This is a genomic window from Nocardiopsis ganjiahuensis DSM 45031, assembly GCF_000341085.1.
Classification (GTDB): domain Bacteria; phylum Actinomycetota; class Actinomycetes; order Streptosporangiales; family Streptosporangiaceae; genus Nocardiopsis; species Nocardiopsis ganjiahuensis.
On sequence record NZ_ANBA01000017.1, the window covers coordinates 267,658 to 280,989 of the forward strand.

The 13,332-nt window shown below is 71.4% G+C and carries 10 protein-coding genes; 6 read left to right on the top strand and 4 right to left on the bottom strand.

Translation table 11 applies throughout. The annotated features are described in order from the left end of the window. The first annotated feature begins 33 nt into the window (after positions 1 to 33). On the top strand, positions 34 to 1,182 hold the full coding sequence (locus D458_RS0124335) for a hypothetical protein (RefSeq protein ID WP_026119651.1): 1,149 nt from the start codon (positions 34 to 36) through the stop codon (positions 1,180 to 1,182). Positions 1,183 to 1,259: 77 nt separating this feature from the next. Here the strand turns inward: D458_RS0124335 and D458_RS0124340 are convergent, their stop codons facing one another. Continuing rightward, entirely contained in the window at positions 1,260 to 2,606 is a 1,347-nt protein-coding gene (locus tag D458_RS0124340; protein ID WP_017589335.1) for a helix-turn-helix domain-containing protein, read from the bottom strand. A gap of 332 nt (positions 2,607 to 2,938) precedes the next feature. Between D458_RS0124340 and D458_RS0124345 the strand changes: the two genes are divergently transcribed. After that, positions 2,939 to 4,015, top strand: coding sequence for a hypothetical protein (locus tag D458_RS0124345; protein WP_017589336.1), 1,077 nt, complete (start codon positions 2,939 to 2,941; stop codon positions 4,013 to 4,015). A 116-nt stretch (positions 4,016 to 4,131) separates the two neighbouring features. Here the strand turns inward: D458_RS0124345 and D458_RS0124350 are convergent, their stop codons facing one another. Next, complete coding sequence (locus D458_RS0124350; RefSeq protein ID WP_017589337.1) at positions 4,132 to 5,340, bottom strand: ROK family transcriptional regulator; 1,209 nt, start codon at positions 5,338 to 5,340, stop codon at positions 4,132 to 4,134. Between the two features lie 174 nt (positions 5,341 to 5,514). Here D458_RS0124350 and D458_RS0124355 point away from each other — a divergent pair, with 174 nt between their 5' ends. Genes D458_RS0124355 through D458_RS0124365 form a run of 3 tightly spaced genes read left to right on the top strand, consistent with a single transcriptional unit; the run spans position 5,515 to position 8,639 of the window. Continuing rightward, entirely contained in the window at positions 5,515 to 6,879 is a 1,365-nt protein-coding gene (locus D458_RS0124355; protein ID WP_017589338.1) for an extracellular solute-binding protein, read from the top strand. A gap of 3 nt (positions 6,880 to 6,882) precedes the next feature. After that, complete coding sequence (locus D458_RS0124360; RefSeq protein ID WP_017589339.1) at positions 6,883 to 7,776, top strand: carbohydrate ABC transporter permease; 894 nt, start codon at positions 6,883 to 6,885, stop codon at positions 7,774 to 7,776. Further along, positions 7,773 to 8,639: a carbohydrate ABC transporter permease gene (locus D458_RS0124365; RefSeq protein ID WP_017589340.1), complete on the top strand. Its 867-nt coding sequence runs from the start codon at positions 7,773 to 7,775 to the stop codon at positions 8,637 to 8,639. The genes D458_RS0124360 and D458_RS0124365 overlap by 4 nt, the downstream gene beginning before the upstream one ends. 129 nt (positions 8,640 to 8,768) lie before the next feature. On the opposite strand, the gene D458_RS0124370 is transcribed toward D458_RS0124365, so the two are convergent. Both D458_RS0124370 and D458_RS0124375 read right to left on the bottom strand, forming a co-directional pair. Then, positions 8,769 to 11,879, bottom strand: coding sequence for an alpha-mannosidase (locus tag D458_RS0124370; protein WP_017589341.1), 3,111 nt, complete (start codon positions 11,877 to 11,879; stop codon positions 8,769 to 8,771). A 245-nt stretch (positions 11,880 to 12,124) separates the two neighbouring features. Further along, entirely contained in the window at positions 12,125 to 12,343 is a 219-nt protein-coding gene (locus tag D458_RS0124375) for a hypothetical protein (protein ID WP_017589342.1), read from the bottom strand. A gap of 170 nt (positions 12,344 to 12,513) precedes the next feature. Here D458_RS0124375 and D458_RS0124380 point away from each other — a divergent pair, with 170 nt between their 5' ends. Next, positions 12,514 to 13,206: a GntR family transcriptional regulator gene (locus tag D458_RS0124380; RefSeq protein WP_017589343.1), complete on the top strand. Its 693-nt coding sequence runs from the start codon at positions 12,514 to 12,516 to the stop codon at positions 13,204 to 13,206. Positions 13,207 to 13,332 lie beyond the last annotated feature (126 nt).

The following is a 13,332-nucleotide window of genomic DNA, read 5'->3' on the forward strand; positions in this document are numbered from 1 at the left end:
TTCCCCGGCCGCTGAACGATTTACGGAGACTCCATGAGCCCCATGCTTCGACGCATCGCGGTCCTGGTCGCGATCATGGTCCCCCTGGTCCTCGCCCTCTCCCTCTTCCTCGACTGGTGGGTTCTGGTCCTGATCCCGCCCTTGCTGCTCATCGGGGTGCTCGCGCTCATGCTGAGCAGTACGAAGGCGGCGGTGCCCGGCGAGACCGAGGCCCCGCCGGACCCGTTCGTGGAGAGCGGGCCGCAGGGCGCCCGGATCAGGGAGGACCTGCTGCCCAGCCAGGACGACGAGTACCCCTTCGTCTTCTCGGCCATGGTCCGGTGGAGGTGGACCGGTGCCCCCGACCCCAGACTGCGCAACCCCGGGGAGTTCGCCAAGCAGATGGTCATGGAACAGTCCGGGGAGGTGAGCACGGGGTATCGGCCCAAGGACCACGACGTGGCCCGCCACCGGGTGGCGTCGGTTCTGGGGGTGGCCGCACACGGGTTCGACGGCGCTCTGGAGGTATGGGCGGAGGACGTAACGCTCACACTTTCCGAAGAAGACGAGAACCGTCTGGCCCGAATCGCCAAGGCACGGAAGGAAGGGGCTCTGTGGGAGGTGGAGCGTTCCGTGGAGTCCGCCAAACGCAGGTACTTCGCTGATGACGTCCTGGCCACCCCCGGTAGCGCGATCGTCTGGGACCTGGTGCGCGGGGACGCGGACGTCAATCGCACCCATGGCCTGATCGAGGTGCTCACGCGGGTCGCGGAGGCATCGAAGGGCGAGGACCCGGAGGATCTCCTGGAGCGGTTGCGGGCGGCCTCCCCGGAGGCCTTCTCCTTCCTCAACGAGATCGTGCGGGAGGAGCGGACCTCTGAGGCGTTCGGGGGAGCGGAGAAGTGGAGTGGACGTGACGGGAGCGAGGCCGTCGTCGGGGAGAGCGAGGACGAGCTGACACGTTCGGTCGAGAGGATCGCGGCCAGGATCGGGGAGGAGATCAAGGATGAGGACAAGCGTGTCCAACTGGTACACCGGCTGGTCGAGCTTTTCGAGAAGGCTTCGCTGACTGAGCTCGCGGAGCTGCTTCGGCGCGCTCACCCTTTGCCGGACGAGGAGGACGGTTTCGTCCTGGGGGTCACCTACGAAGCGCCGGAACCCCTGCCCACGCCATCGCCCAACGGCAACGGAGTGCCGCACTGAGCCTTTTGTCCGGGCGGGAGTCAGGGCCGTGTTCGGGTGTACAGCCCGAGCACGGCCCCGGCCGTTGTTGGCGGAATTCAGGCCCTGCTCAATGCGGTCAGCAGCATCGGTGAAAGCTCCTGCACTGAACGGTGACCGTGGTACCGGGCGAGCGTTTGGTGCAGTCGGCGCAGATCCAGCCGGACGGTGGCCGAGCCCACCTCCGAGGACCCGGTCAGGAGTTCGGTGGTGATCACACAGGCCTGGTCGACCTCCCCGGACAGGGCGTGGGCAATCGCCCGGCGCACCCCGAAACGGGTCCGAGCCCGGACGGCGTCCACCGGAATCAGCGCACACTCCTGGTCCAGGACTCGGGCGGCCTCCTCCGCACGCCCCAGATCGACCAGGCACCACCCCCGGGTGACCCCCACCGGGTCGCTGACGTGCCTCGAACCCAGTACCTCCGGTCCATGCCTTCGCCCGCTCTCAGGGGCCGCCTCGTCAGAGGCGAGGAGCGCACGTGCACGCTCCAGCGCGCGCTCGCAGGAGAGCAGGTCACCGGCCAGAGCATGCCCTTGGGCCTCACGTTTGGCGGCCAGGCCCCGCACCCGGGTCGACGTCTCCGGGTTGCGCTGAGCGCGCTGTGCCAGGGCGATGGTTCGGGGACTGTCGTGCGCGTACATGGTGACCAGAGCGCGGCGGACCAGTGCGTACGCACCCATCTCTCGGCTGCCGCCCGCCTCGGCCAGGGACACGGCGGTATCCGTCCACCACAGGGCCTGCTGCTCCGAGCCGCTCTCCTGCGCCATCCACCCCGTGTATTCGGCGAACCGGGCGGCCAGGCGAAGCACCACGCCCCGCTGGGCCGGGGGAGCGGATCTGGCCAACTGGCGGAGCGCGTTCGTCTGGGCGATGGCGATGGGGAAGACCATCGTCGGCGCCATGCGCTGCCCCATGGTCCTGAGCTCGCCCAGCTGGGTACGGAAGCTGGCCAGGGCGGGTTCGGTGTCCAGGCGTGCGCGTGGGGCGGTGCCGCCGACCGCGGGACCGGCGCTTGTTCCCGCGCCCAGAACGGAGAGAGCGCCGAGGGAAAGAGCGGTGCGGCGATCCATCCCGACGAAGCCCGTCCCGCCGTCTGGTGTCATGCTCATGAGCCATACCTCCTGGTCGTCCGTGGGAGGCTCCGCCTGGCCGTCGGCACGGTTCGGGGTTTCGCCCGGCGCGTTCCTCAAGTTGTTCCCCGGGCCCTTCTCCGCCGCGAGGCGAGAGAGCTGCCCGTCGGCGGCCAGGGCCGCGTCGCAGGCCCGGGCCAGATCCTGGGAGGGCTTCTTGGCGCCGTTCTCCAGTTTGCTCAGGTGGCTCTTGCTGTAGTGGACCTTCCGGGCCAGAGCTTCAAGGCTCATCCCGGCCTGCTGCCGACGGAAGCGGAGCTCGGCACTGAACATTCTTCTCACCTCGGTGGGGGTTGATCGGGGGTGTTCCGGTGTCTTTCGCAGAGGCGGAGGGAAACGGGCCGGGCGCTGGGGACGGGGCAGGCACCAGGCGGATGTGAGGGGTCATATCCGGCGGATCGGAGGGGGAAACGGTGCCCTGGTGGCGAATGGGTGGCGGGGATCACGGGGGTGACCGAGGGGTTGCGAAGGGATGTCGAGGGCTTCGGAAAGGCTGACGGGGCGGCTGACTCGGCGTTGGTGGCACGGGCACGCCGGTTCTCGGGCACACTTGCCAGAGGACCTTTCGTTCCGAGCCCCTTGCCCCCGCCTGAGGAGACATCCCCGTGGCCACCCTCGCCCGTATCCGCCTGGTGGCGGTCATCGTGGTGTTGACCGTCCCCGCGGTGCTGTTTCCGCTGGTCGGCCCCTGGACCCTGTTGTGGCTGCCGATCGCGGTGATGCTGCTGGGGGTGGTTCTGGCGCGTCCCGCGCTGCTGACGGCGATCGTGGACCTCGTGACGGGCAAGGGCGCGGACGGGGAACAGAAGAGGGACGGGGAGATGGACGTGCGGGGTTCGGGCGACGACCTCCGGGACCGGTCCGACCAGGGTGACGAGCCCGCGCCCATCGAGGTGCCGCGCGGCCAGAGCGGGACCCGGGGTGTCCGGACGCGCCGGACCGAGCTGCCGAGCGCCGTGGACGACTACGCGTTCGAGTTCTCCGCGCTGGTCCACTGGCGTTGGGCCCACCGGGTCGACCTGAGTCTGCGCAACCCCGCAGGCCCGGCCGTCCACTCGATCGTGCTCCGCGCCCGCGAGTACCTGCGCGACGTCCACCCCGCGGAGCGCGCGGTGGCCGAGAGCGAACTGGAGTCGGTGTTCGCGGTGGAGGACCCGGTCGCCGGGGGCACGATCCAGGTGTGGGCGGAGAACGTCCGGCTGGAACTGGCCGACGAGGACGACGAACGCCTCCAGCACATGGCCCGGCTGCGCAAGGACCGTGCCCTCTGGGCCGCCGAGCACGAGGCCGCGCGGACCCGGGCGGCGATGTCCGGGGACCCCGGCGGCCCCGGGGCGGCCCCCGAACCCGCGCCGGGTCCGCCACTGCCCCTCCAGGTGTACGAGGCGCCCGGCGCGCACGAGGTGCCCGACATGCGTGAGGCACCCGAGACCGCCGTTCCGATGCCCGGCAGCGGGGTCGACGAGGAGGGCTACGAGAGCTACTGGTGGCCCGCCGAGCAGGACGACGAGGAGGGCGCCGTCGAGCAGGACGTGCAGGTGGCCATCCTGCGCGGGCTCATCGACTCCGTCGAGGACGAGGACGAGCGGGCCGCGTTCGTCCGCGAGCAGGTGGAGATCCTGGAGCGCAGCGGGTTCCCCGACGTGGCCGAGCGCATCCAGTCGGTGTACCCCGAGCGGTAGCCCCGGCGGCCCGAGCGGTCCCGGCGGCCCCGGTGGTGCCGGGGCCGGTCGCGCCGCCGTGTGTCCCGCCGTCCGGCTCCGCGCGTCGACCCTTCGAGCGTTCGAGCGTTCCGCACTCACACACTGGTGAGCTTGGGGGAATAGGCCGAGTGCAGGACCAGTGAGGCCGCGCCGATCGCGCCGACGTCCTCGCCGATGCTCGAGGTCTCCACCCGGACCCGCCGCACGGAGCGGGCGATCGAGCGCTCCGACACCGCGCTGAGCAGTTCCGCGCCGTACAGCTCCCCGACGTGCGACATGCCCCAGCCGCCGAGCACCACCAGCGGCACGTCCACGAGGTTGAGCAGGGTGGTCGCGGCCTCGCCCAGGCGGCGTCCCGCGGCGGCCACCACCTCCAGGGCCACGGGGTCGCCCGCCTGCGCGTCGCGGCAGACCCTCCGGTAGGCGGCGACCGTGCGGGCCTGTCCGCGTTCGAAGTCCGCCGGGCGCTCACCCCGGCGCCGCGCCGCGTCCGCGGCCACCGCGTGCGGGGCGATGTAGGTCTCCAGGCAGCCCCGGTTCCCGCACGGGCACGACGGGCCGCGCGGGTCCACCGTCACGTGGCCGATCTCCGCGGCGTTGAGCGTGCCGCCCCGGTAGACGCGCCCGTCCAGGACCAGCCCGCCGCCGACCCCCGTGCCGACGTAGACGAACGCCATGTCCGAGGAGCGCTCCACGCCACCGGCCCAGCGTTCGCCGATGGTCGCGGCGGTGGCGTCGTTGTCGACGACCACCTCCAGCCCGGTGCCCTCCGCCAGGGCCTCGCGCAGCGGTACCGAACGCCAGCCGGGCAGGTGGGGCGGGGTGACGGTGCCGTCCCCGGTGTCGAGCGGGCCGGGTGTGGCGACCCCGAGGCCGAGGATGCGGTCGGGGACGCTCGCCTGCTCCACGATGGCCCGCACCGAGCGGCTGAGGGCGTCGATCACCCGGCGCGGCCCCTGCGAGGACGGGGTGCGCCGCCGGGTCCGGGCGACGACCTGGCCGGCCAGGTCCGTGACGACGAGCGTGGTGGAGGCGGGGTCGATGTGCATGCCGACCGCGTAGTAGGCGCCCGCGTTGAGCCGGAGCACCGTCGCGGGTTTGCCGCCGCGGGACGTGGCCCGGCCGTCCTCCAGGACCAGCCCGTCCTCCAGGAGCCGGCGCACGATGTTCGACACGGTCTGCGCGGTCAGGCCGGTCTGTTCGGCCAGCTCGACCCGGCTGACCCCGTCGGAGCGGCGCACGGCGTCGAGCACCCTGCTCTGGTTGAGGCCGCCCAGCCACAGCAGGTTGGTGCTTGTGCCCATACGTCGTTTCCCCTCCGACCGATCGGACCGCCGTCCGGCCCATTCGAGCGTAACCGCCCCGGATGTCACCACTTCACCCATTGTCTTTATCCAAGGTTTTTAGTAAGCAAGTGATGTGAGTCACGCGCCCGGCCGGCCGGGCGTCCTTCACCCACTTCTGCGCGAGGGGTCACGATGAGGAGAACCCGACGGAACACCATCCGCGCGGCGGCCGCAGCCTCCGTCCTGGCGCTGGTCGCCACGAGCTGCTCCGCGGGCGCCGACAGGGACGAGAACACCGTCCGGATCGTCTACCAGAAGTTCGGCACCTTCATCGCGATGGACTCGCTGATGCGGCAGGTCAAGGAGGGGTTCGAGGAGGCCAACCCCGACGTCACCGTCGAGCTCAACGCGATCGAGGCGCAGGCCGAGGACTACCAGACCCAGGTCAACCTCATGAACGGGTCGCCCAGCGAAGCGCCGGACCTGATGTACCAGGACACGTTCACCATCAACCAGGACGCCGACGCCGGGTACCTGATGCCGCTGGACGACCACTTCGCCGCCTGGGACGAGAGCGACCGGTTCAGCGAGCAGGAGGCGGAGGCGGTCACCTCGCTGGACGGTCAGCGCTACGGCGTCATGCTCGGCACCGACGTGCGCGGCCTCTGGTACAACACCGAACTCCTCGAGGAAGCCGGGGTCGAGACCCCCTGGACCCCCGCCACCTGGGACGAGGTCCTCGACGCCGCCCGCGCCGTCCGGTCCGAACACGGCGACGGAGTGGTCCCGCTCAACGTCTACTCCGGCACCCCCGCCGGGGAGATGGCCTCCCTCCAGGGTTTCCAGATGCTGCTCAGCGGCACCGAGGACACCCTCTTCGACGACGGCTCCGAGCAGTGGGTCACCAGCAGCACCGGCTTCTCCGACTCCCTCGAGTTCGTCCGCACCATCTTCGACGAGGACCTCACCCACGACCCCCAGGACGCCCTCGACGCCAACGTCGGCACGGTCAACAACGAGGAGCGCTTCCCCTCCGGCGAGATGGCGATCAGCCTCGAGGGGTCCTGGGCCACCCAGTCCTGGATCGAGGGGGCCAACCAGCCCTGGCCCGAGTGGGAAGAGGTCATGGAGTTCACCCCGATGCCCACCCAGAACGGCCAGGGCGCCGGAGCGACCAGCATGTCCGGCGGCTGGGCGCTGTCGATGGGCTCCAACGCCACCGACCCCGACCTCGCCTGGGAGGTCATGACCTACGCCCTCTCCCAGGAGAACGCCCTCAAGTTCGCCGTCGAGGGCGGTCAGATCCCCGTCCGCTCCGACGTCGCCGAGGACCCGGCCTTCCTGGAGGCCGCACCCAAGGCCGAGGAGTTCGCCGCCCTGGTGGACATCACCGGCTTCCGCCCCGCCTACAGCGAGTACCCGAGGATCTCGCTCGCCGTCCAGGAGGCCATGGAGAGCGTGATGCTCGGCCAGGCCACCCCCGAGGAGGCCGCCGAGGTCTACGCCCAGGAGGTGGAGGGGATCGTCGGCCCCGACAACGTCACGACGGGTTCCTGACCGATGGCCTCGGTTCGGCCGCGCCGTCCCCTGCCCCGGGCGGCCCGGTGGGTCATCCCGATGGCCCCGGCCCTGTTCCTGCTCCTGGCCTTCTTCGCGGGGCCGATCCTGTGGACGGTGTGGGCCTCCCTCACCAACGCCGCCCTGACCGGCGCGCAGGCGGCGCAGACCGAGTTCGTGGGTCTGGACAACTTCGGCGAACTGCTCTCGGACCCCCGTTTCCGGACCGCCACCCTGCTCACCGTGGTCTTCCTCGTGGGGTGCGTGTTCGGCCAGACGGTGCTCGGCCTGGCGCTGGCACTGCTGCTCCAGAACCGCAACGGGGCGGTGCGCGCCGTGGTGGGCGCGATCGTCGTGGGCGCGTGGGTGGTGCCCGAGGTCGTGGCCGGGTTCGTCTGGTACGCCTTCCTCGAACGGGAGGGCACGCTGAACTCCGTGCTGGCCTGGTTCGGCGCCGGGCCGCAGAACTGGCTGTTCACCGCCCCGCTCCTGGCGGTGGTCCTGGCCAACATCTGGAAGGGCACCGCCTTCTCGATGATGACCTACTCGGCGGGGCTGTCCGAGGTGCCCGAGGACCTCAAGGAGGCGGCGAGGGTGGACGGCGCCTCCGGTTTCCAGGTCCTGTGGCACGTCGTGATCCCGCTCCTGAGGCGGACCCTGGCCACCACCCTGCTCCTCATCACGCTCCAGACCGTCCAGGTGTTCACCCTGATCTTCGTGATGACCTCGGGCGGGCCGGGGGCCCGGAGCACCACGCTCCCGCTGCTGATGTACCAGGAGGCGCTGCGCATGGGCGACCTGGGCTACGGCACCGCCATCGCGTTGGCGCTGCTCGTCGTCGCCGGGCTGTTCTCGGTCGTGTACGTGTGGATGCTCCGTAAGGAGGAGAACAGGTGAGTGAGAGTCCCTCAGGGCGGGTCCGTGCCGTCGTCAGCGCCCCGAGCCGGGCCGCGGGCGGCTTCCTCGCCTACCTGGTCCTGGGCGTCCTGGCCGTGCTGTTCCTGGTCCCGTCGCTGTGGATGGTCTTCGCGTCGGTCGATCCCGAACCCTCCCTGCGCGCCGGCCCGCCCTCGGGGTTCACGCTGGACCACTTCACGTCGATCATGACACCGGAGATCGTCTACCGGCCGATCTGGAACAGCATTCTGACCTGCGGTGGAGCGGCGGTCATCACCGCTGTGTGCTCGATGCTGGCCGCGTACCCCATCTCCCGCTACAACCTCAGGTTCAAGAAGCCGTTCCTGTACACCGTGCTGTTCGCCACCGGGCTGCCCGTCACGGCGATCATGGTCCCGGTGTACGGGATGTTCGTGCAGGCCAACCTGCTGAACTCGCTGGTCGCCACCACCCTGTTCCTGGCCGCCAGCACGCTGCCGTTCGGGATCTGGCTGACCAAGAACTTCATCGACGGCATCCCCATCACGTTGGAGGAGGCCGCCTGGGTGGACGGGGCCTCGGCCTGGCAGTCGATCCGCTACCTGGTGGCCCCGCTGCTGGCCCCCGGGCTGGCGGTCGTCGCGATCTTCACCCTGGTCACCACGTGGGGCAACTTCTTCGTCCCGTTCATCCTGCTCACGAGCCCGGACAAGATGCCGGCCGCGGTGCGTGTGTTCACGTTCTTCGGCCAGTACGGGTCCGTGCGCTACGGCGAGCTCGCCGCGTACTCGCTGCTCTACACCGTCCCGGTGGTCGTGCTCTACATGGCGGTCTCGCGGGCGCTCGGCGGCCGCTTCGCCCTGGGCGGCGCGGTCAAGGGGTAGCCGGGGGATCCCGCCACCGGAGGCGATCGCGGCGTCGGGGCCGCCACCGGTGGCGGGAAGCGCCACCGCGGACCGCCGGCCCGGGCTCGAGGCGGACGAGCCCGGGCCGACGGGTGGTGCGGGTCCGGGTCAGCGCTCCAGGCGCAGGGTGAGGATCTGGAACGGCCGCAGCGAGACGGTCACCGAACCCTGCTCCCCGCCGCCGTCGGCGGGCACGCGCACGTCCAGCTCCGGGGCCTCCTCGTAGTCCTCCTCCAGCAGGTTCACCGCGCGCACTCCGCGCACCGGCAGGTTCACGTCCACCACGGTCCGGGCGCGACCGCCCCGGGCCTCGTAGAGCCGCACCACCACGTCACCGGAGCGGTCGTCGGCGAGCTTGACCGCCTCCACCACCACACCGGGGTCGGCCACCGTCACCAGCGGCTCGACGGCGGTGGCTCCGGGCACCTCCCGGACGGGCAGGTTGATCCGGTACCCCTCGCGGACCGCGTCCTCGATCTCCGCGCCCGGGGCCAGCGCGTACCGGAACCGGTGCTCGCCCTGGTCGGTGTCGGGGTCGGGGAAGCGCGGGGCGCGCAGGAGCGACAGCCGCACCGTGGTCGTGGTGCCGCCGTCCGCGCGGACGTCCCGGGTCACGTCGTGCCCGTAGGTGGAGTCGTTGAGCACCGCCACCCCGTACCCGGGCTCGGCGACGTGCACCCAGCGGTGGGCGCAGATCTCGAACTTCGCCGAGTCCCACGAGGTGTTGGTGTGCGCGGGCCGCTTCACGTGGCCGAACTGGATCTCCGACGACGACTCGTGCGCGCGCACGTCCAGGGGGAAGGCCGCCTTGAGGAACTTCTCGCGTTCGTGCCAGTCCACGACCGTCTCCACGTCCAGCCGGCGGGCGCCCGGGCTGAGCGAGACCACCTGGACCACCGAGGAGTCCCCGAAGGAACGGGTGACGCGCAGCGCGGCGGTGCCCGGAGCGGATCCGGGGGAGCCGGCGGGGTCCACCGGTTCCACGGAGTCGGCTCCGGTCAGGTCCACGGTGGTGTTGCGGTAGAACTCGTCCACGTCCCAGGCGTCCCACTGGTTGGGCAGGTCCTGGTGGACCTGGAGCAGGTTGCCCGGCCGTCCCGGGGCGAGCACCTCCCGCCCCTGCGGCTCCCCGGCCCGGTCCAGGACCGAGGTGACCAGGCCCCGGGCGTCCACACGGACCGTCAGCAGCCCGTTGTCCAGCACATATCCGTCCCCGGCCGGGGTGATCGAGGCGTCGGCGGTGCCGGGGCCGCCCACCTGTGCGAGGGGGAGGGCGCCCAGGGCGGGCACCCCGTCGCGTTCGTGCGGGGTCGGGTTGAAGACCACCCGCTGCCCCGCCCCGGCCCCCGGGCCGTCCGGGTCGAACCCGTCGCTCAGGGCGTACTGGGACTCGTTGACGACCTCCTCCAGCTCCGCGGCGACCTCCCGGTAGGCGGCGGCGGCCTCCCGGTGCACCCAGGAGATGGAACTGCCGGGCAGGATGTCGTGGAACTGGTTGAGCAGCACCGTGCGCCAGACGCGTTCCAGCCGCTCGTACGGGTACTCGACGCCCCTGCGCACCGTCGCCGTGGCCGCCCACAGCTCGGCCTCGCGCAGCAGGTGCTCCGACCGCCGGTTGCCCTGCTTGGTCGCGGTCTGGCTGGTGTAGGTGCCCCGGTGGAACTCCAGGTAGAGCTCGCCGAGCCAGACCGGGGCGTCGGCGTACTCCTCGTGCGCCTTGGCGAAGAACTCCGCCGGGTGCTCGATCTCCACCGTCGGCGAACCCTCCAGGTCGCGCAGGCGGGCCGCCCGGGCCAGCATCTCGCGGGTGGGTCCGCCGCCCCCGTCCCCGTGGCCGAACGGCACGAGGGAACGCGAGGAGCCGCCCTTGTCGCGGAAGTTGCGTGAGGCGTGCGCGAGCTCGTGGCCGGTGAGCTCGGAGTTGTAGGTGTCCACCGGCGGGAAGTGGGTGAACACCCGGGTGCCGTCCAGGCCCTCCCACCAGAAGGTGTGGTGCGGGAACCTGTTGACCTGGCTCCAGGAGATCTTCTGGGTGAGGAACCAGCGCGATCCGGACAGCCGCACCAGCTGGGGGAGCGCGGCGGAGTAGCCGAAGGAGTCGGGCAGCCACACCTCCTGGGTGTCCACCCCCAGCTCGTCGCGGAAGAAGCGCTTGCCGAAGGTGAACTGGCGGGCCAGCGCCTCGGAGCCGGGCATGTTGGTGTCGGACTCCACCCACATGCCGCCGACCGGGACGAACTGCCCGGCCCCGGCGGCCTTCACGACCCGGGCGAACACGTCCGGGCGGTGCTCCTTGAGCCAGGCCCACTGCTGGGCCTGCGACATCGCGAACACGAACTCCGGGTGGCCGTCCATTAGCGCCACCACGTTCGCGCTGGTCCGGGCCACCTTGCGCACGGTCTCGCGGAGCGGCCACAACCAGGCGGAGTCGATGTGCGCGTGCCCCACCGCGGACACCCGGTGGGCACTGGCCGAGGCGGGCGCGCTCAGCTCCGGGGCCAGGACCGCGCGCGCCCGTTCGGCGGTGCCGGGGACGTCCTGGAGGTCGAGGGCGTCCAGGGTCCGGCCCAGGGCGCGCAGGAGGTCCCAGCGGCGCGGGTCCCCGGTGTCGAGTTCGCGCATGAGGCCGCCCGCGACCTCCAGGTCCAGAGCCAGCTCCCACACCTGCTGTTCGAACACCGCCAGGTCGGCGCGGGCCAGCCGGTACAGGGGCCGGTCCTCGGGGCCGCGTCCGGAACCCAGCTCGGTGGGCTGGAACGGGGGGTTGCCGAGGATGACCGGGTTGGCGGCCGCCTCCACATGGAACTCGACGCCCTCGCCGCCGGCGGCCGGGGCGCCGACCGGGATCCAGGCGTTGCGGGGGTTGAGGCCCTTGACCACGGTGCCGTCCGCGAGGTGGACGAGCCCTTCGCACTGGAAGCCCGGCATCGAGGCGTCGAAGCCCAGGTCGAACACGGCCTCCACGGTGCGGCCCGCCCACTCGGCCGGTACCTCACCGCGCAGCCGGAACCAGGTCGTACCCCAGGCCGGACCCCACGCGTCACCCACGCGCGCGGGTTCGTGGGGAGCGCTGATCCCCTCCGCCGCCGGGACCGGTTCGCCCGGCGCGTCCCAGCGCGCCACCTCCAGGGGGATCGACGTCGTGTACACCGCGGGCCATACGCGTTCTCGTAGAACGCGGTCCAGTCGTGCCTCGGTCAGCCGCCGGTCGTCGTGCACGGTGGGTCTCCGTTCGGTCGTCCCCTGGCAGATGCCGCGTACACTGCCAGCGCGGCGACACTTCGTCAATGCTTTGGACGAAGTCGGCCGGCGGGAGGTCGGGGACGGGGCCCGGGGCGGGCGCGCCCCGCTTCAGGGGCTGCGGACGGAACACGGTCCAGGGCATGACGGCGCCCCCGGCCGGAGCGTCCGGCCGGGGGCGCCGTCGGCGGGGCCGCGTTAGCGCCCGCCCCTACGGGGCCGCCCTACTTGCGGTTCTCCTCGAGCCTGAGGGCCACCCCGAGCGCGAAGAAGGTCGGCGCCCACTCGCCGACGAACAGCCCCTTCCGCTCGGCCGCGTCCTTGCCTGCGGCCTCCTTCTTCAGGGAGGTCAGCCACGTCAGCACGGTCAGGCCGATGGACACGCCCCCCGCGCAGTAGGCCATCTCGGAGGTGACTCCCATTTCGGAAAGCTTGCGGATCATCTTCGTTCCTCTTCGTCTCTCTGCTCGGTTACGGATCGCAGTCATTCCGCTGCCCGAGGTTGAGATCGGACAAACCAAAGAGCGGGTAAGGAACGGACGACCCGGCCGGGGCCGGACGCGCGTGGCATTCTGGAACGGACGGAGTCCGGTCTGGGGAGGAACAACCACACATGAGCATCGACGCACCGCGGGGCCGGTCCGGACCGGCCCTCGGTTCGCTCACGGAGCACACCAGTCTGCGCTCCCGGGTGACCGAGATCCTGCGTGAGGCCATGATCGCCGGAGAGCTCGAACCCGGCACCGTCTACTCGGCCCCGGCCCTGGCCGAACGCCTCGGTGTGTCCGCGACCCCGGTCCGCGAGGCCATGATGGAGCTGACTCAGGAGGGGCTGGTCGAGACCCTGCGGCACCGGGGGTACCGCGTGGCGGAGTTGGGCGACGTCGCGCTCGACGAGATCATCGAACTGCGCGCGCTCATCGAGGTCCCCACCGTCGGCCGGGTCGCCGGGATCGCCACCGTCGAGCAGATCACCGCGCTGCGCCCGCTGGCCGACCGGCTGACGGAGACCGCCGAGACCGGGGAACTGCGCGAGTTCATCGCCAACGACATGGCCTTCCACCTCCAACTGCTCGCCATCGCGGGCAACGGGAGGCTGGTCGAGGAGGTGCGCAGGCTCCGCGGGATGTCGCGGCTGTCGGCCCTGCGCGGCCTGTACGAGGAGGGGCGCCTGGTGGAGACGGCCCAGGAGCACCACGCCCTGCTGGACCGCCTCGAAGCCGGTGACGCCGCGGGTTCGGAGGCGCTCATGCGCCACCACCTCGGGCACGTGCGGGGGGTCTGGGCGGGGCGCGCGGAGGCCTGACGGGGCCGGTGCGGCGCCGGCGGGGGACGGCGTCCGGTGATGGCCGGGTAGCTGAGCTGCGTCGATTCGGTCACGGGCCTTGCTTCGGGGTAGGTGCAATTGTACGTTGCACAGGTCCCTATCCTG

What these genes read in the sequence shown, in the direction of transcription:
- D458_RS0124335 (WP_026119651.1), top strand. Translation starts at nt 34, where the DNA reads ATGAGCCCCATGCTTCGACGCATCGCGGTCCTGGTCGCGATCATGGTC.
- D458_RS0124340 (WP_017589335.1), bottom strand. Translation starts at nt 2,606, where the DNA reads ATGTTCAGTGCCGAGCTCCGCTTCCGTCGGCAGCAGGCCGGGATGAGC.
- D458_RS0124350 (WP_017589337.1), bottom strand. Translation starts at nt 5,340, where the DNA reads ATGGGCACAAGCACCAACCTGCTGTGGCTGGGCGGCCTCAACCAGAGC.
- D458_RS0124355 (WP_017589338.1), top strand. Translation starts at nt 5,515, where the DNA reads ATGAGGAGAACCCGACGGAACACCATCCGCGCGGCGGCCGCAGCCTCC.
- D458_RS0124360 (WP_017589339.1), top strand. Translation starts at nt 6,883, where the DNA reads ATGGCCTCGGTTCGGCCGCGCCGTCCCCTGCCCCGGGCGGCCCGGTGG.
- D458_RS0124375 (WP_017589342.1), bottom strand. Translation starts at nt 12,343, where the DNA reads ATGATCCGCAAGCTTTCCGAAATGGGAGTCACCTCCGAGATGGCCTAC.
- D458_RS0124380 (WP_017589343.1), top strand. Translation starts at nt 12,514, where the DNA reads ATGAGCATCGACGCACCGCGGGGCCGGTCCGGACCGGCCCTCGGTTCG.